Below are 18319 nucleotides of genomic sequence, written 5' to 3' on the forward strand. Positions count from 1 at the left end.
GTTTCCCGCCCTACCCAGCCCGCGCCGCCCGCCGCAGTGCCTGCGGCGGCTGGCCGAAGGCGCGGATGAAGGCGCGCCGCATCCGTTCGGGGTCGCGGAATCCGGTGGTTTCCGCAACGCGCTCGATCGCCTCGCGCGAGGACTGCACGCGTTCGCGCGCCACTTCGAGCCTGAGCCGCTCGACCGCCTTGGAGGGCGTCGTGCCGGTCTCGGCGGCAAAGGCGCGCGCAAAATGCCGGGCGCTCATGCCGGCGCGATCGGCGAGATCCTCCACCGAGAGCGGCGCGTCGAGATTTTCGCGCGCCCAGGACAACAGTGTACCGAAGCGGCCGTTCGGCGTCTTCAGCTCCAAGAGCGATGAGAATTGCGACTGGCCGCCGCTGCGGCGGTGGTAGAGCACGAGCTGGCGCGCGGTCTGTTGCGCGATCTCCTCGCCGTGGTCCTCGGTGATCATCGCGAGCGCGAGATCGATGCCGGCGGAGATGCCTGCCGACGTCCACACATTGCCGTCGCGGGTGAAAATCCGGTCCGGCTCGAATTTGATCCTCGGATAGCGGGCGACGAATTCGCGCGTCCGCCCCCAATGCGTGGTGGCGCGGCGGCCGTCGAGCAAGCCTGCTTCGGCCAGCACATAGGCACCGGAGCAGACGCTCGCGACCCGCATGCCACGCTTTGCGAGCCGCTGCACGCAAGCCCGCGTGACCTCACAGCGCGCGGCGTCCGCGACGCCCGTGCCGCCCGCCACGACCAGCGTCGTGATCGCGTTCGCCGATTTGAAGTCACGCGCCATCATCTCGACGCCGGACGAACTGCGCACAAGTCCGGGCTTTGCCGCCAACACGCGAATGAGAGGTGGCTTGCCGATGCAGCGGGCTGCGATCTCGAACGCCGAGATCGGGCCTGCCGCATCGAGCAATTGGAAATCCGGGAAGATCAGAATGCCGATCATGGGCCAAGCCGTCATGGTATGTCCGAAAGCGAGGGAATTATGCCATTTCGGACAAGAGGGCATCATGCCATCCTGCCGGCGTCAAGCTCGTTATTGGAGGATCTGCCGATGTCGTCACCGCTCCAGATTGGCCTGGTGGTGTTCCCACGCGTCACCCAGCTCGACTTCACCGGCCCCTTGCAGGTGTTCGCAATGGTTCCGGACGCAAAACTGCACCTGATCTGGAAGCGGATCGAGCCGGTGCCAAGCGATTCCGTGATGACGCTGACGCCGACCACGACGTTTGCGGACTGCCCTCAACTCGACGTTGTCTGCGTGCCCGGCGGCAGCGGCACCAACGACCTGCTCGACGACGAGGAGGTGCTCGACTTCCTGCGCAGGCAGGCCGGCGGCGCCAAATACGTCACCTCGGTCTGCACGGGATCGCTGGCGCTCGGCGCCGCCGGTCTCTTGAAGGGCTACCGCGCCGCCACCCATTGGAGCGCGATGGAGATGCTCGCCCAGTTCGGCGCGATACCGACCAAGACACGCGTCTGCATCGATCGCAACCGCATCACCGGCGGCGGCGTCACGGCCGGCATCGACTTCGCACTGACGCTGGTGTCGATCCTGGTCAACCGCACCACGGCGGAAGCGATCCAGCTCCAGATGGAGTACAATCCGGCTCCGCCTTTCAATTCGGGCTCACCCGACACCGCGTCCGCTGAAGTGCTGGCGCTGCTGCGGGAGCGCGGCGCGCAAAACCAGGCGCGGCGGCTCGAGGCGGTGAAGCGGGCTGCGGAGCGGGTGAACTAAATTCCGATCTCGTGTCCCGGACGCGCCGCAGCGCGCAGCGGTGCGGCGCCGAGCCGGGGACCCATATGTGGACGGCCACGCGGTCCATCATGGGCCCCGGCTCTGCGGCGCACCGCCGACGATGCTTCGCATCTTCGGGGAAGCACTGCACTGCGTCCGGGGCTCGTTGAGCTTCGTGCTGGTCTCCAGCAGAAAAAGGCCGCTCGGTTTCCCAAGCGGCCTTTCCTGCCTTACGGCGGCTGCACATTCACATCGGGCGATTTCGGCGCTTCCAGACCGGGGGCCTATCTCCCGATCGAGTCCTTCCTCGGCGGCCGCTGCATTTCGGGACAGTCGCGAGCTGTTGCCCGAACCGAACGCGATGGTCTCCCATCTCCGTAAGATGGGGATCATTGAGCCGCATCGCCCGCGCCGGTGCAACGCCCGCGCAAGCGACATCCCCGCTGTTCCCGTTGTCCACAGCGGCGCGGATGCATCCTGCATCCGCTTCGGACGGTGGCGGTTCGCAGCTGGGCCGAAAGACTAGCCGGGTGTCCAGGGCTGGTAATCGCCGGTCGCCTTCGGACGCCGGCCGCTGGCAAGCGTCGAGCCGGAGGGACGATAGGCCTTCGCCGTGCCGGTGAGATTCGGCTGGTGCGGCTTTTCCCACTCGCGCGGCTGGTAGTTGATCTCGGTCGGCGGAGCGTCGACGACGTGATGGATCCAGCCGTGCCAGGACGGCGGAATCCGGCTCGCCTCAGCATAGCCGTTATAAATCACCCAACGCCGCTCGAAGCCGAGCGCCGGATCGATCGCCCCGCCACGGGTGCGGTAGTAACGGTTGCCCTGCTCGTCCTGGCCGACCAGCTCTCCGTACCGCTTGGTCCAGAGCTGGGTGCCAAAAGTCTGGCCATTCCACCAGGTGAAGAATTTGAGGAAGAATTGTTTCATGCGGCAAGGGCCCTGCTTCGTCGGGCCCTGATGCCATCCGGGCAGCGAAATGTCCAGTTCGGCAGGCGTATCGGTGCCCCTTCAAATCCGCCTGCCGCGCACGCCTCTGCCGCAAAGCGGACGCGATTCATTCATGCCCGGTACAGCAGCAGGGTCCGAGGCTCCATTCGCGCGCAAACCGGCGTGATCCCAGGAACCCCGGCGCTTTCGTAGGGTTTGCTTTCCGGGAAAGGAGTTTAACCATGAACAGTCTGAAATTCTTGAGTGCCGCCGCGGCGGTGGCGCTGGTTCTTCCGTTGGCGACGCCGAGCTTTGCCCAGAATCGTCCCGCATTGGGCGGAGGCGGCGGCGGTGCCCATGTCGGCGGCGGTGGCGGCGGTGCTCACGTCGGTGGCGGCGGCTTCGGTGGCGGTGCGCGGATGGGTGGCGGCGGCGGCGCGGCCTTCCATGGTGGCGGCGGCAATTTCGGAGGCGGCGCCGCAATGCGTCCAAGCGGCGGCAGTTTCACGGCTGGCGCAGCGATGCGTCCGAGCGGCGGAAGTTTCGCGGCGGGCCCAGCGGTCCGTCCGAGCGGCGGCACGTCCTTTACCGGCGGTGCGGCGCGCAACTTCGCAGCCGCCGGCGGCACCTGGCAGGGCCGCAGCGGCAACTGGAGCGGCGGAAATAACTGGAATGGCGGACGCTGGCATCATCGCCATGGTGGCGGCGGCTTCTGGCCGGGCTTCGCGGCTGGCGCCGCGATCGGTGGCCTCGGCTCCTACGCTTACTACGGCGGCGGGTACGGCTATTATGACGATCCCTACTACTACGACAGCTATTATGACGAGCCGACGGTTGCGGTGGTACCGGACAGCGGCGGCGACTCCGCTGCCTATTGCGCGCAGCGCTACAAATCGTACGACCCGGCCTCGGGCACCTATCTCGGCTACGACGGCCTGCGGCATCCTTGCCCGTAAGCAGGACGCCAAGAAACAAATTGCCCAGGCGTGAGGCAGAAGGCGTCGCAGCGATGCGGCGCCTTTTTCGCAATCGGCGTGTTCCTCATCGTTTCGGCTCATACCAGCGCGTGAAAGGAATAAATACAATTCGATGCAAATGGACCTTTATGCACCGAACCGTGCATATCCTATACGATCCAATCCCAAATTGACCCGACTCGCGATTCGCGGATATCACAAACCACAGTGGAGACTTCGATCACCTGGGAAGTGTCATGCCGCGTATTCTCGTGGTTGATGACGATCCGATGGTCGGCGCGACCATCGAAGTCCTCCTCCAACGTCAGGGCTTCGACGTCACGCTGACCGACGGCGGCGAAACAGGACTGGCTGCGCTGGAATCGCAGACCTTCGACGCGATGCTGGTTGACATCTTCATGCCGCACATGCGCGGCTTCGAATCCATCCGGATCTTTCACGAGCGTGCCCCGACCACTCCGCTGATCGCGATGTCGGGCTACGCCTTCGCCTCATCCGCCTTGCCCTCTCCCGATTTTCTCCGCATGGCGCTTGAACTCGGCGCAACGCGCTGCCTGCGCAAGCCGTTCACGCCGGAAGCGCTGCTGACCACGATCCAGGAATGCCTCACCGGCGGAAGCGGGAGCGCACAGAAGGACAAGAAAGAAGCCCCTTGATTCCAACGCAGCGCGTCATTCTCGGTGCTGGACTTGCCATCCTCCTGATCATCACCGCGGCCTCGATTGCCCTCGACGTCAAGTCGCGGTCCGACGCGGCGTGGGTCAATCATATCGTCCAGGTGCAGAAGAAGATCTCCGATCTGCGCGTGCTGCTGCGCCGGGCCGAGAGCGCCGCGCGCGGCTACGAGCTCTATCGCACTCCGGCCTTCGGCGATGAGTTCCAGGCGGTGCAGGGCAGGATCGCGCCGGCCCTCGCCGACCTCAAGCGCGACGTGCGCGACAATCCCGATCACGTCGCGCTGCTGGAGGGCGCCGAGCCGCTGGCGCTGCGCCGGATCGACATCGCCGCCGCAGCGATGCGCCTGCGCGCCGAGAACGACCAGGCCGGCATCGCCGCGCTCAACAGCAAGGCCGAGGGCCGCGGCCTCATGGACACGGTGATGGGCAATCTCGACCATCTGAGCGCCGAGGAAGAACGCCTGCTCAACGCGCGCTCCCAGGATTCGCGCCGCACCGGCATCGTGCTGCTCGGTATCGACGTCGCCGGCGCCGTGCTGATCCTGCTGCTGGTCGCGCTGGTGATGCGCGAAAGCCGGCGCGCCACGGGGGAGCTGCAGAGCTCGCTCGAGCAGACACAAGCCGCCAAGGTGGCGCTCGAGGCGGCGGTGGCCGAGCGCACCGAGCATCTGGTCACCGCGCATGACGAGCTGCGGCTGTCGATCAACGTGCTCCAGAGCACGTTTCGCAGCATGGCGGAGGCGGTGCTGGTCATCGACGTCGAGGGCAATGTCCTTCTGTCCAATCCCGCCGCCGAGCGCATCCTGGTGCATCGCACCGGCATGAATTTGAACAATCTGCGCGCGCTGTCCGATGTGTTTCACGGCGACGGCGTCACGCCGCTCGAGGCCGACGAGCTGCCGTCGACGCGCGTGCTGCGGGGCGAGCAGTTCGAAGAGCTGGAGATGATCGTCCGCCCGCACAGCGGCAATCCTCCTCGTCATCTCATGATCAGCGGCCGGCCGATGCGGGACGGGCAAGGCAACATCTCCGGCGCGGTGCTGGTCTATCACGATGCGACGACCTCGCGCGAAACCGAGCGGCAGCTTTACCAGTCGCAGAAGCTGGATGCGATCGGCAAGCTGACCGGCGGCGTCGCGCACGACTTCAACAACATGCTGACGGTCATCTCCGGCAATACCGAGACGCTGGTGGAGAGCCTGAAGGGCCAACCCGAGCTTCAGCGCACGGCACGGCTGATCGACGATGCCGCCGAGCGTTGCGCCGAGCTGATCCAGCATCTGCTGGCATTTGCGCGCAAGCAGCCGCTCGAGCCGCGCAACGTCGACATCAACGCCGCGATATCAGACATCGCAAAGCTTCTGCGCCCCACCCTCGGCGAGCAGATCCAGATCGAGACCGTGCTGGAACAGGGGCCGATGACGACGCATATCGATCCGTCCCGGCTCACCAATGCCGTGCTCAACATGGCGATCAACGCGCGCGACGCCATGCCGAACGGCGGCAAGCTGTTGCTGGAGACCCACCGCGTGGTGCTGGACGAAGCCTATGCGCAGGCCAATGCGGAGGTTCGGCCCGGCCCTTACGTGATGCTCGCGGTCAGCGACACCGGCACCGGCATGCCCCTCGACGTCCAGCAGAAGGCGTTCGAGCCCTTCTTCACCACCAAGGAGGTCGGCAAGGGATCTGGCCTCGGCCTCTCCATGGTTTACGGCTTCGTCAAGCAGTCCGGCGGCCACACCAAGATTTACAGCGAGGAAGGCCACGGCACCACGATCAAGCTCTATCTGCCGCCGGGCGAAGGCGACGCGGACGTGGCAGCCAGTGTCGCGCCGCAGGCCGAAGGCGGCGCCGAGACCATTTTCGTGGTCGAGGACGACCCCTTGGTGCGCAACTTCGTCACGGCGCAGCTCCAGAGCCTCGGCTACAAGACGGTGGCCGCCCCCGACGGCAAAGCCGCGCTGGAATTGATCGAGGCCGGCCAGACGTTCGATCTGCTGTTCACCGACGTCGTCATCCCAGGCGGGATGAGCGGACGCGAGCTCGCCGAAGAGGTGGCAAGGCGCCGGCCGGGTGTGAAAGTGCTGTACACCTCCGGCTACACCGACAATGCCATCGTCCATCACGGCAAGCTGGATGACGGCGTGCTGCTGCTAACCAAGCCCTATCGGAGAAACCAGCTCGCCGAGATGATCCGCAAAGCGCTGAACGGCGGCGGGATGGCGGCGAGCTAGCGCGTGAACTGCGAAGGCGCGCGGCAGTCACACGATCTATGAGGTTGAGGGCCCTGGCTCAGGATGTGAGTTCCAATTGTCCTCTTGGGACGCCGTAGCTCGCCCGGATCCGCGCCGGAGGTGTTCCGACACCGCGTTATGCAACGAGTAAGGCCGTTTTGATCCCGATCGGGCTGGTCTCAAGCAAAAATGAAGCGCATCTCAAGGACAAATCGTTCCACCCGGCCCAACCTGCTGCATGCTCTCGGCGACAAATGTTGGAGCCGGGTGTCGCGACAGTCCGCTGGCGGAGCGCGATCCCGAGCGCAGTCACCAGATGCACAGCCAGGATCTTGGTCTGCGGCCGGAATTGACGGCGCAGCTTCGACAGGTGCTCGCATGAAACGACGAGAGTTCCTCTTGTTGATGGGTGGAGGACTGGTCTGGCCTGCGATCGCACGGGCGGAGGGCGGAGCCAAGCTGCATCGTATCTTCTGGGTCTCGACTCAGTCCGGACCGGACCCCTTCCTGGACGGCTTTCGCGAGGGAATGCGCGCGCTGGGATACGTCGAGGGCACGAACGTAACCCTCGAGACGCATTATGCCCCTGAAAATCCGCAGGCACTGCGCAAGATCGTCTCCGAGTTGCACCGAGGGGATGTCGATCTTGTGGTCTCGAGCGGTCCGGCGACACGCGTCATGACTGCAATCACCGACGTCCCCGTGCTGTTTGCATTGAGCGGTGACCCCGTCGCTCTGGGCGTGGTGAAGAGCCTTGCTCACCCCGGCACCAATTTCACCGGCAGTACATTCCTGTCGCTCGAGCTGGCAGGAAAGCGCGTTGAGCTGCTCAAGGACCTTTATCCAAAGCTCCGAAAACTGGCGGTCTTCTCGAACACGGATCATCCGGGAGAGCCACTGGAATGGCGTGCGACTTTGGAGTCGTGCCGAAATCTTGGCATTGAGGCAGCCTACGTTCCGTTCTCTGGCGCTCGCGAAATCGAGAATGGGTTGATGGCTGCCGGCAACGTGGACGCGGATGCTCTCCTCGTGTTTCCCGATGCTGTGACGCTGGTGCATCGTGCGAGGATTGCGGAGCTTGCAATCGCGCACCGGCTGCCTTCGATGTTTGGCTGGTCTGAATATTGTGACGCTGGAGGTCTCCTAAGTTACGGCGCAAACCAGCGCACGACCTATTTTCGGCTTGCCACTTATGCCGATCGCATCCTGCGCGGTGAAGATCCGTCAGATCTTCCGGTGATGCGTCCCGACAAGTTTGAACTGGCATTCAATCTGAAGACAGCCAGGCTTCTGGGGATCGAGCTGGATGTGTCGTCGATCCTGTTCCGCGCCAGCAAGGTGATCTCCTGAGATAGTCATGACGGACGGTGCTGCGGACTCCTCTTCGTGCACGATGCCTCCGCGTCGTTCGCTGTTCTGCAAGTACTTCGCGACGTTGTTTGTCGCCGCGGTCGTGCCTCTGATACTCGGCGCGGCGATCGAGGCTTCTTTCGGTTACCGAGACCAGCGCCGCCAGATCAGCGCGGTGCTGCAGGCCGATGCTCGCGCGGCGTCCGACAGGATCGAGGCGTTCACCGACGGCATCCGAGATCAGCTGGGTTGGATGGTACAGCTTCCCTGGTCCGCCGGAGACGATGCCCAACATAAGATCGATGCCTTGCGCCTCCTCCAGCAGGTGCCTGCAATCATGTCGGTTTCGCTTCTGGATGAGACCGGCAGCGAGAGGGTCTTTGTTTCCAGGCTGCTTCTGAACAGGACCGGGCGCGGCATTGATATGTCTACGGATCCCGCTGTTCTGGGCGCACGCGGCAACAAAGTCTGGTACGGACCGGTTCAGTACCAGCGAGATTCAGAGCCCTATATGAGGGTCGCGGTTGCCGGGAGCCTGCCTGCCGCGGGGGTTGCGATCGCCGAGGTCAATCTCAAGCTGATCTGGGATGTCATCGCAGCCATCAGAATTGGCGAGAACGGCTACGCCATAGTTGTCGATGATTCCGGTCATCTGATCGCACATCCCGATATCAGTCGGGTTCTGCGCGGCCGCGCCAGCTCGGGCAGTTTTGGCCGGATCAAGCATCTCGTTGGCGCGGCGAGCGGAGCGGCGGTGATAACCGGGGAGCGCGGCAACCCGGTGGTGGCTCTATCCGTTCCGGCCGCCGATGTGGGATGGACGGTGATCGCGATGCAGCCAACCTCGGAAGCCTTTGCATCAATTCGCGCGGCCTTGTGGCGCTCCTCGATGCTCATTGCCTTTGGTGTTCTCATCGCGCTGGCGCTCGCCTATTGGCGCGCACACAGAATGTCCGGCCCGATCAAGCAACTGGAAGAGGGCGTGGAGCGGATCAGAACCGGACAATTCGAGCATCGCATCAAGATCTTCAGCGGTGACGAGTTGCAGCAACTGGCGTTGCGCTTCAACGAAATGGCTTCTGAACTGGCGATCTCACAGCAGAAATCTGCGCGGATCGAACGGCTGAAGCAGTTCCTGCCGTCACAGGTTGCCGAATTGGTCGAGCATTCTCATGAACTGCTCGAAGGACAGCGACGTGAAGTGGCTGTCATTTTCGGCGACTTGCGCGGCTTTACGGCGTTCTCCACGCGCAATGAACCCGACGTCATCATGGCCGTCATGCGAGAGTACTACGAGGCCGTCGGCGCCGTGACGACTCGTCACGAGGCAACGCTCATCGGCTTTGATGGCGACGGCGTCATGCTCCTGGTCAATGCCCCGATCGCATGCGAACAGCCGGCAAATCAAGCGGTCCGACTCGCGATCGACCTGCAAATGACGGTGCAGTCCCTTGCCGGCAAATGGTGTGACGCCGGCCACGCCATCGGCTTTGGTGTGGGCGTTGCCATGGGACCGGCCACGGTAGGAACGGTTGGTTATGACGGTCGGCTGGACTACACGGCGATGGGAGCCGTGGTGAATTTGGCATCGCGGCTCTGCAATCTCGCGAAGGACGCGCAGATCCTGGCTGATCCCACGATCGCCGGAAAGGTAAGGGATAGCGTTCCGTTGGCATCGCTCGGACAGCGGACCATCAAAGGCTACGACCAGGCTCTCGAAGTCTTTGCTGTCGCACCTGCTGACCTGCCGTTGAAACCGCCGGGCTCGGCACAACGCGGGCGAGAGAAAGAGCCTCAGGACCACTGATAGCCCGGCTCCGGACACCTATCGCGTCGCCAGCACCACCGCGGCCAGCGTGAAGATCAGTGCCGCGATCTGCCCTGCCCCGAGCGGCTCGCCGAGCGCGATCGCGGAGGCGACGACGCCGATGACAGGCACCGCCATGGTGCCGATCGCGGCGACCGAGGCCGGCAGGCGCGCCAGCGCGGCGAACCAGCTGACATAGGCGATGCAGAACTGCACCACGGTCGAATAGATCAGCAGCCACCAGCCAAGCGGCGTCACCTTGTCCAGATGCGTGGTCTCGACCAGGAGGCCGACGATCGAGATCGGCAGGCAGCCGATCCCGATCTGCCAGGCCGCAGCGGTGATCGGCGGCAGACGGATCGGGTACTTCTTCGAGAAGACCGTGCCGACGGCAAAGCCGAGCGCGCCGGCGAGCGCCATGATGATGCCAGGCGCCTTCTCCGCGCTGGCGGCGATGCCATTGCCGCCCATGATGGTGGCAAGGCCGGCAAAGGCCAGCACCAGCCCCAGCGTGCGCAACACCGTCGGCCGCTCGCCCAGCACCGGCCAGGCGATGATCGAGGCCCAGACCGGCATGGTGTAGGCGATCAGCGCCGCCTCGCTCGCCGGCAGCCAGAGCAGCGCGAGGCCCATCAGCACCATCCAGCCGGTGACGTTGAGCACCGCCGCGGTCAACAGGCGCGGCCAGATCGCAGGCTCCACCTTCAGGCTCTGCCGGCGCGTCACCGCGAGCAGCGCCAGCAGCACCGCCCCGAGCACGCCGGTGACCCCGCGCAAGGTCAGCGGCGGCAGCTCGGCGAGCAGGAATTTCGTCACCGGCCAATTGAAGCCCCAGCCGATCGAGGTGATCGCAAGGAACATCAAGCCGGCCGGGGCGATGCGCGGCCGCGCATCCCGGCGGGTCGAATCATGCATGGGGGTAATCCGGCAAAATCTGAAGGTCAGCTTGGCCCGGATTCGCCCCCCAAACCACCACCTCGGCGGGCATGCCTGCTCTCACCTTCCGTAGGGCTACGTGAGTCCCGCTGACGCAATCCCGGTCCCGAAAAATATACCTGCCCTGTGAACAGCGGGATGAAGGGCCCGCATCGCCACGGGATGCAAATTTTTTCGGTTGGGAATCCCTGAGGACTCACTGATACTTGGCCCCACAACAGGCGCGGCGAAGCCCCCTGTTATCCCCCGCAATCCACCATATTTAGTATTTGATTCAGGAATTCGCACTAGTTCTTGACGGGCGCAACGGAGAGTCCTAGCTTTCGGTCCGTTCGGCGCGAGTGAGTTTGCGTCCCGCCGGCACTCCCCCAAAGGGTCTCGCAAATCGGCACTCCGCCAGCCAGCCAAAGGCTGCGGAATGAGGGCTTGTCTGCCCTCGAAAGGCGGACTCTTCGGGCGCCAGAACGGGCCGGCAACGGGTTCGGATGGCATCGGTAGACGTTGTGACAGTGGGGCGTTGAACGCATGTCGCGCACATCCCCTTGGGGGCGGATGGGTGTGGACGTGCCGGCGGGATGATCGATGCAACGCATCGAGATCGCGTCGGGAAAAAGAGGGCCGGATCCACCGGCTGAACTGCGGTGCCCAAGGCCGAATGGCCGAAGGAGCCGCGAAATGAAATGTCGACCCGGCACGCCCTCAACGAGGGGCGGGGCCGGTCAAAATAGGACGGGGCAAGACGATGCGGATTGAGCGGCGCCACACCACGGCAGGACAGTCACCTTATGCGGGAATCGAATTCCGCCTGACCACGTCGGAGATTCGCAATCCCGACGGCTCGGTCGTGTTCAAGCTCGACAATGTCGAGGTGCCCTCCGAGTGGTCGCAGGTCGCCTCCGACGTGCTGGCCCAGAAGTATTTCCGCAAAGCCGGCGTTGCCGCGCGCCTGAAGAAGGTCGAGGAGGAATCCGTCCCCTCTTTCCTGTGGCGCTCCGTGCCCGACACCGACGCCCTCGCCGCGCTGCCCGAGAAAGAGCGCTATGTCAGCGAGCTCAGCGCAAAGCAGGTGTTCGACCGCCTCGCCGGCTGCTGGACCTATTGGGGCTGGAAGGGCGGCTACTTCAGCTCGGACGAAGACGCGCAGGCCTTCTATGACGAGCTCCGCTACATGCTCGCCATGCAGATGGTGGCGCCGAACTCGCCGCAATGGTTCAACACCGGCCTGCACTGGGCCTATGGCATCGACGGCCCCGGCCAGGGCCACTATTACGTCGACCCATTCACCGGCAAGCTGACCAAGTCCAAGTCGGCCTACGAGCATCCGCAGCCGCACGCCTGCTTCATCCAGGGCGTCGGTGACGACCTCGTCAACGAAGGCGGCATCATGGACCTCTGGGTCCGCGAGGCGCGCCTGTTCAAATACGGCTCCGGCACCGGCTCCAACTTCTCGCGCCTGCGCGGCGAAGGCGAAAAGCTCTCCGGCGGCGGCCGCTCGTCCGGCCTGATGAGCTTCCTCAAGATCGGCGACCGCGCTGCGGGCGCGATCAAGTCGGGCGGCACCACGCGCCGCGCGGCCAAGATGGTCGTCGTCGACGTCGATCACCCCGATATCGAGACCTATATCGACTGGAAGGTGAAGGAGGAGCAGAAGGTCGCCGCCCTCGTCACCGGATCCAAGATCAACCAGAAGCACTTGAAAGCCGTGCTGAAGGCCTGCGTGAACTGCGAAGGCTCGGGCGACGATTGCTTCGATCCCGAGAAGAACCCTGCCCTGCGCCGCGAGATCAAGCTCGCCCGCCGCAGCCTCGTGCCCGACAACTACATCAAGCGCGTCATCCAGTTCGCCAAGCAGGGCTACAAGGACATCCAGTTCGACACCTACGACACCGACTGGGATAGCGAAGCCTATCTCACCGTCTCCGGCCAGAACTCCAACAACTCGGTCTCGCTGAAGGACGACTTCCTGCGCGCGGTCGAGACCGACGGTGACTGGAATCTGACGGCTCGCACCTCCAAGAAGGTGACGAAGACGCTGAAGGCGCGCGACCTCTGGGAGAAGATCGGCTACGCCGCCTGGGCGTCGGCCGATCCGGGCCTGCACTTCAACACCACGATGAACGACTGGCACACCTGCAAGGCGTCCGGCGACATCCGCGCGTCCAATCCGTGCTCGGAATACATGTTCCTGGACGACACGGCCTGCAACCTCGCCTCCGCGAACCTGCTGACGTTCTACAACACCACGACCAAGCGCTTCGACGTCGAGGGCTATGAGCACCTGTGCCGGCTCTGGACCATCGTGCTCGAAATCTCCGTGATGATGGCGCAGTTCCCGTCGAAGGCGATCGCCGAGCTCTCCTACGAGTTCCGCACGCTCGGCCTCGGCTACGCCAATATCGGCGGCCTGCTGATGACCATGGGCCTGCCCTATGACTCTAAGGAAGGCCGCGCGCTCTGCGGCGCGCTGACCGCTGTCATGACCGGCATCACCTACAAGACCTCGGCCGAGATCGCCGCCGAGCTCGGCACCTTCCCCGGCTACAAGAAGAACGCGGCCCACATGCTGCGCGTGATCCGCAACCATCGCCGCGCCGCGCATGGCCAGGCGAGCGGCTATGAAGCGCTCAGCGTCAACCCGGTGCCGCTCGACGTCGTCTCCTGCCCGCAGGCCGACCTCGTCAGCCATGCGCAGGCGGCCTGGGACGCGGCGCTCGAGCTCGGCGAGAAGCACGGCTATCGCAACGCCCAGACAACGGTGATCGCGCCCACCGGCACGATCGGCCTCGTCATGGATTGCGACACCACCGGCATCGAGCCCGACTTCGCGCTGGTGAAATTCAAGAAGCTCGCCGGCGGCGGCTACTTCAAGATCATCAACCGCGCGGTCCCCGCGGCGCTGCGCGCGCTCGGCTATCGCGAGAGCGAGATCGCGGAGATCGAGGCCTATGCCGTCGGCCATGGCTCGCTGGCGAATGCCCCCGGGATCAACGTCACCACGCTGAAGGCCAAGGGTTTTACCGGTGAGGCGATCGCCAAGGTCGAGAAGGCCCTGCCGACCGCTTTCGACATCAAGTTCGCCTTCAACAAGTGGACCTTTGGCGAAGACTTCATCCGCGACCAGCTCGGCATCGGCGCCGAGGCGATCGCAGCCCCCGGCTTCGACCTGCTCCAGGCCGTCGGCTTCACCAAGCGTGAGATCGAAGCCGCCAACGTCCACATCTGCGGCGCGATGACGGTGGAAGGTGCTCCGCACCTCAAGGCCGAACATTATGCCGTGTTCGACTGCGCCAATCCCTGCGGCAAGATCGGCAAGCGCTATCTGTCGGTCGAGAGCCACATCCGCATGATGGCGGCGGCGCAGCCCTTCATCTCGGGGGCGATCTCCAAGACCATCAACATGCCGAACGACGCGACGGTGGAGGACTGCAAGTCCGCCTACATGCTGTCGTGGAAGCTCGCGCTGAAGGCCAACGCCCTCTATCGCGACGGCTCAAAACTCTCGCAGCCGCTCAACTCGCAGCTCATCAGCGATGATGAGGACGAGGACGATGCGGTCGAGCAGCTCTTCGAGAAGCCGATGGCCGCGCGCGCGACCCAGGTCTCGGAGAAGATCGTCGAGAAGCTGGTCGAGCGCATCGTCGTGATGCGCGAGCGCGAGAAGATGCCTGACCGACGCAAGGGCTACACCCAAAAGGCGGTTGTCGGCGGCCACAAGGTATACTTGCGCACCGGCGAGTATGACGATGGCCGTCTCGGTGAGATCTTCATCGACATGCACAAGGAAGGTGCGGCGCTGCGCTCCTTCATCAACAACTTCGCCATCGCGGTGTCGCTCGGCCTGCAATACGGCGTGCCGCTGGACGAATATGTCGACGCCTTCACCTTCACCCGCTTCGAGCCGGCGGGCCCCGTGCAGGGCAACGACAGCATCAAGTACGCGACCTCGATCCTCGACTACGTCTTCCGCGAGCTCGCGGTGAGCTATCTCTCTCGTTTCGACCTCGCCCACGTCGATCCCAACGAGACGGGTTTTGACGCACTCGGCAAGGGCGTCGAGGAAGGCAAGGAGCCGGACGAGGACGGCGGCCACCACGCCACCAAGCTGGTCTCGCGCGGCCTCACCCGCTCCCGCACCGACAACCTCGTCGTGATGCGCGGCGGCTCGACCGCGGTCTCGCAAGGCAACGACAGCGCCCCCGCGGGCGGCAGCAAGGTCACCGCGCTGGCCTCGCACGGCACGTCGGCCCGCGCCGGCGACGCCATCGAAGGCGCCGTCGCCCTGAAGCAGGAAGTCCAGCACGATCTGTCTCCGACGGAGAAGCTCGAGCAGCTGCAGTGGAGCAAGGCCGGCACCGCCGCCACCGCCGCCCCCACCAAGGCCGAGCGTCGCGCCGAAGCCAAGGCCAAGGGTTATGAGGGCGAGATGTGCTCGGAGTGCGGCAACTTCACGCTGGTGCGGAACGGGACTTGCATGAAGTGCGATACGTGTGGCAGCACGACGGGGTGCTCGTGAGGAGGTAGGTCGCGCGCAACGATGTAATGCCTGGGCTTGCCTCGGGCATCCACGAAGGGCGGCCGAAAGGCCGCCCTTTTTGTGTAGTCCCAGCGAAACGGCTTCAAGACCGAGCGGGTTTTTCACCGGATCCGGTGGAGCCCCAAAGACGAGAGAGATCGCGCTGAAGGCGTTTTGCATCCTCACGCGCCTTAAGCGCATTTCGATAGGCGCGGTTCATGATCTCCGTCCCTCGCCACGATCGGTCGCGTGGATCATGTGATACATCACTCGCCCGCCACGTTCCCTACTGTAGATCGGCCATCCGAAAGCGTGCTCGTATCCAAGTTCGTCTTTCATGCGTTTGCAGAACAGGTTCATCCGATCAAACGAATTCATACCGAGCAATTGCTTGTAGCCTAAACTTACAGTGAAGTGCACTAAGCACTAAATTCGTTTGCTATCGCCGGATCGGCTACTTAGGCCTGTCGAAATTGCAGTTTGTTCCGGCTTCGATGCTCGTCAATCCGCCACCGAAATTGCCTTTGCGGTCGAACGCTTCACCCCTAAACTCCCCACCCCACCGGCATGGGTTCCGACGGGCCCGGTAGAAGCGGAGTAGAAGTCATGCCCAAACCGGAAAGCTTCCCGATCGAGAAGATCTTCGTTCCCACGAAGCAGAAGAAAGCCATCAAGCCCGAGATCGTCGGGGAGATCGCCGAAAGTATTCTGGAGATCGGACAACAGGCCCCGATTTCCGTTCGGCTCGACGGAGACCGCCTCGTTCTGGTCGAGGGACTGCATCGGCTCGAAGCCTGCAAGGCCCTCGGCGAGACAACCATTATCGGTGTCCTGGTCCCGGCGGAGCTTGCTCAACACAAGCCGCTGCTCGCCGACGGACCTGAAGTCGAGGCAGAACGCATCAAGATGGCGCGATTGAAACAGTTGCGATTGGAAAAGGAAGCCGCAGAGGCATCGACGGCTGCCTTGAAGGGCGCTGGCGCAGCGGAAGCGTCGCGCACCCGTCCGGCGAAAGGTGCCCGCGACAATCCGAAGGCATCGCCCGGCCGGACTGCGAAATCGACACCGAAAACATTGTCGGACTGGATCACGCAGCAAAAGAGCAGCGGGGGCCGCTATTGATTGTCGGCGCCAGAATTTCGGTGCCAGCGCGCGACGGCAATCCCGCAGCTTTCTGGATCAGCGGCTTTTTGGCCGGATGCATCAAAATGCAGCGGCAAAATCTCACCACATGGCCGCCACGCAAGCGACAGCCCACAATCGCGATTTCAGCGCAAACGCGGCGGAGGCTCGCGGCTTCATCGATATTCAGGAGCCATTTGCAATGTTGAGTGCGGCGGAAAACAAGCCAACGGGAAAATCCGGCCGGCGCGGCGGGAAGAAGAAGGCCGGACAACGGACCGGGGCCGGCGGGCAACGCGCAACTGCGGCGCATCAATTGCCGGATGCCTCGGCGGAGACCAGGCAAGAGACAGAACAAGAGCCGAGCCGACAGATCAGTGCGGAGGTACCTTCGGCTGCAGCCTTGCCGGACGAGACTTCCGGGATGGAGATCGCTGCAAGCCCGCCCGTCGCACCGGTCGAACCGTTCCAGGCCAGCACGCAGGCGATCGCCGACGCCTATAGCGGCTACATCAAGACGTCGCTTGAGCAAGCCTGGAACTTCCTGGGAAAGCTCGCGATGGCGCGTTCACCCGTCGAGGCGTTTGAGCTTCAGATGGAGTACGCGAAACAGGCGTGCGACTCGTTTGTCGCCGAATCCCAGAAGATCGCCGAGTTGCATGAACAATTGACCAGACAAAGGGTCATGCATTTCGAGGGGTTCGTGGCCAGGCTCACCCAGACCACGCTCGAAATCCGCGCGATGCGTCACTAACGGCAGCTGCGCATTGCGGGTCCGGAAGCCCCTGGGAATGAGCAGTATCCTTGCGAAACCCATCACTCGTTGATGGGCTTCGCTCCGCTCGACATCCTACCTGCTCCGTCCGGCCGGCCGTTATGTCCAGTCAGTGCATGGACTTAACTTAAGGACCGCCTGGAGTTCAATACCCTGACTTCGAGCCGGTGGTCGGCCTCGTGCTCGCGCCGGTGGTCTGACCTGGAGCGTAGCTCGACGCGCCGGGGCTGGCGCTCTTCGAGGCCCTCACGTGGCGCATCGCGTGATGCTTCTTCTTATGCCCGGGAGCGTAGCTGGAAGCGCCCGGCTCGCCCTTCTGGGAACCCATTTGCTGCATCTCCTGACCTGGCGCCTTGCTCGATACACCCTGAGCAAACACGGCTGGCGCTGCAGCCATGACAGCGGCAGCAGCGAGCGCGATGATCCTTGCCTTCATATTGTCCTCCTCTGACAAGCCCCCCAAGGAAAACGGAATGAGCCAGCGCCCGTTCCCCTCGGCGAACGTTCATGGCGAGAACAGCGCTGCTCAACTGGTCCTTTCGCCGCCGCAACGCAATGAATGGGCTTTTTCGAAACAGCTCATGCCGCAAGGCAAAACCGATCACGACTGTTCGATCAGCATCGGTGAGCCGAGCTCCTCGAAGCGAAAGAGCTGAAACACCCGCTGGCCATTGAAGTCGAGCACTCTCAAATCATCGGTCTCGTGCAGGTTGCTTTCAACCGCCTGAAAGTGCCCACCGTAGCGCTCCCTGGCGAGCGACAAGGGAACCTCGAACGCGACAAACTTGCCGATACCTTTTTGCCTGAGCACCCCAAGAAGTTTCAGGTCGTTCAGGGACTCATGCGAGGTGAGAACAAGCAGCGGACCGCTCGCCGTAAGCAGCAAAAGCGATTTCATCGGATCCTCCTTTGCACCCTACCTGATCTTCGCCAGGCACTCCTTCAGGCGCTCCAGCTCCGTACGAACCTGTGCCTCCATGGCGTCTTGCAATGCGAGGATGCCCCTGCTGGACAATTCTGCAGAGGCCTTTCTGTCCAGATTCTGCTTCCAATCCCGGATGCCTTGCTTCGTGGCCCGTTGGGCCTCCGACGTCGTCTTGGCGTATTCCTTCATGCAGGCGTCGGCCATTGAGCATGTCTGGCACTCCTGGGCGGCGGCCGGACTTGAAAGGAGCAGGGCGAGTATCGCCGTAGGGATCCTCATTGCGATTCCTCCCGCGACAGCATAGCACGTCGCAGGGATGCCTGGGGAAG

Annotated in this window: 15 protein-coding genes; 9 read left to right on the top strand and 6 right to left on the bottom strand. The window is 63.7% G+C overall.

Annotated features, from left to right (window positions below; translation table 11 throughout):
• Nucleotides 1–10: 10 nt before the first annotated feature.
• Nucleotides 11–949 (bottom strand): GlxA family transcriptional regulator, encoded by a 939-nt coding sequence (locus BRAD3257_RS21345; RefSeq protein WP_122406693.1) that lies wholly within the window; start codon nucleotides 947–949, stop codon nucleotides 11–13.
• A 108-nt stretch (nucleotides 950–1057) separates the two neighbouring features.
• Here BRAD3257_RS21345 and BRAD3257_RS21350 point away from each other — a divergent pair, with 108 nt between their 5' ends.
• Entirely contained in the window at nucleotides 1058–1744 is a 687-nt protein-coding gene (locus BRAD3257_RS21350; RefSeq protein WP_122406694.1) for a DJ-1/PfpI family protein, read from the top strand.
• A gap of 522 nt (nucleotides 1745–2266) precedes the next feature.
• On the opposite strand, the gene BRAD3257_RS21355 is transcribed toward BRAD3257_RS21350, so the two are convergent.
• On the bottom strand, nucleotides 2267–2674 hold the full coding sequence (locus tag BRAD3257_RS21355) for an NADH:ubiquinone oxidoreductase subunit NDUFA12 (protein ID WP_122403447.1): 408 nt from the start codon (nucleotides 2672–2674) through the stop codon (nucleotides 2267–2269).
• 242 nt (nucleotides 2675–2916) lie between these two features.
• Between BRAD3257_RS21355 and BRAD3257_RS21360 the strand changes: the two genes are divergently transcribed.
• The 5 genes from BRAD3257_RS21360 (at nucleotide 2917) to BRAD3257_RS21380 (ending at nucleotide 9719) form a co-directional block, all read left to right on the top strand.
• Nucleotides 2917–3630, top strand: coding sequence for a BA14K family protein (locus tag BRAD3257_RS21360; RefSeq protein WP_162500293.1), 714 nt, complete (start codon nucleotides 2917–2919; stop codon nucleotides 3628–3630).
• Between the two features lie 257 nt (nucleotides 3631–3887).
• The gene (locus tag BRAD3257_RS21365) at nucleotides 3888–4307 is read left to right on the top strand and encodes a response regulator (protein WP_122403449.1); all 420 of its coding nucleotides are present in this window, start codon (nucleotides 3888–3890) and stop codon (nucleotides 4305–4307) included.
• Nucleotides 4304–6562 (top strand): CHASE3 domain-containing protein, encoded by a 2259-nt coding sequence (locus BRAD3257_RS21370; protein ID WP_162500294.1) that lies wholly within the window; start codon nucleotides 4304–4306, stop codon nucleotides 6560–6562. The genes BRAD3257_RS21365 and BRAD3257_RS21370 overlap by 4 nt, the downstream gene beginning before the upstream one ends.
• Before the next feature lie 378 nt (nucleotides 6563–6940).
• Nucleotides 6941–7912, top strand: coding sequence for an ABC transporter substrate-binding protein (locus BRAD3257_RS21375; RefSeq protein ID WP_122403450.1), 972 nt, complete (start codon nucleotides 6941–6943; stop codon nucleotides 7910–7912).
• A gap of 7 nt (nucleotides 7913–7919) precedes the next feature.
• Entirely contained in the window at nucleotides 7920–9719 is a 1800-nt protein-coding gene (locus tag BRAD3257_RS21380) for a cache domain-containing protein (protein ID WP_122403451.1), read from the top strand.
• A gap of 18 nt (nucleotides 9720–9737) precedes the next feature.
• Here the strand turns inward: BRAD3257_RS21380 and BRAD3257_RS21385 are convergent, their stop codons facing one another.
• Entirely contained in the window at nucleotides 9738–10634 is an 897-nt protein-coding gene (locus BRAD3257_RS21385; protein ID WP_122403452.1) for a DMT family transporter, read from the bottom strand.
• A gap of 763 nt (nucleotides 10635–11397) precedes the next feature.
• Here BRAD3257_RS21385 and BRAD3257_RS21395 point away from each other — a divergent pair.
• From BRAD3257_RS21395 to BRAD3257_RS21405, 3 genes are all read left to right on the top strand, one after another.
• Entirely contained in the window at nucleotides 11398–15168 is a 3771-nt protein-coding gene (locus tag BRAD3257_RS21395) for a vitamin B12-dependent ribonucleotide reductase (RefSeq protein ID WP_122403453.1), read from the top strand.
• 606 nt (nucleotides 15169–15774) lie between these two features.
• On the top strand, nucleotides 15775–16290 hold the full coding sequence (locus tag BRAD3257_RS21400; RefSeq protein ID WP_122403454.1) for a ParB N-terminal domain-containing protein: 516 nt from the start codon (nucleotides 15775–15777) through the stop codon (nucleotides 16288–16290).
• A gap of 109 nt (nucleotides 16291–16399) precedes the next feature.
• Nucleotides 16400–17044 (top strand): phasin family protein, encoded by a 645-nt coding sequence (locus tag BRAD3257_RS21405; protein WP_122403455.1) that lies wholly within the window; start codon nucleotides 16400–16402, stop codon nucleotides 17042–17044.
• Between the two features lie 166 nt (nucleotides 17045–17210).
• Here BRAD3257_RS21405 and BRAD3257_RS21410 read toward each other — a convergent pair whose 3' ends face one another.
• From BRAD3257_RS21410 to BRAD3257_RS21420, 3 genes are all read right to left on the bottom strand, one after another.
• Nucleotides 17211–17501, bottom strand: coding sequence for a hypothetical protein (locus BRAD3257_RS21410; protein ID WP_122406696.1), 291 nt, complete (start codon nucleotides 17499–17501; stop codon nucleotides 17211–17213).
• 165 nt (nucleotides 17502–17666) lie between these two features.
• The gene (locus BRAD3257_RS21415) at nucleotides 17667–17963 is read right to left on the bottom strand and encodes a cytosolic protein (RefSeq protein WP_122403456.1); all 297 of its coding nucleotides are present in this window, start codon (nucleotides 17961–17963) and stop codon (nucleotides 17667–17669) included.
• A gap of 18 nt (nucleotides 17964–17981) precedes the next feature.
• Complete coding sequence (locus BRAD3257_RS21420) at nucleotides 17982–18194, bottom strand: hypothetical protein (protein ID WP_244607659.1); 213 nt, start codon at nucleotides 18192–18194, stop codon at nucleotides 17982–17984.
• Nucleotides 18195–18319: the final 125 nt, after the last annotated feature.

The organism is Bradyrhizobium vignae, from assembly GCF_900324035.1.
Taxonomy (GTDB): domain Bacteria; phylum Pseudomonadota; class Alphaproteobacteria; order Rhizobiales; family Xanthobacteraceae; genus Bradyrhizobium; species Bradyrhizobium vignae.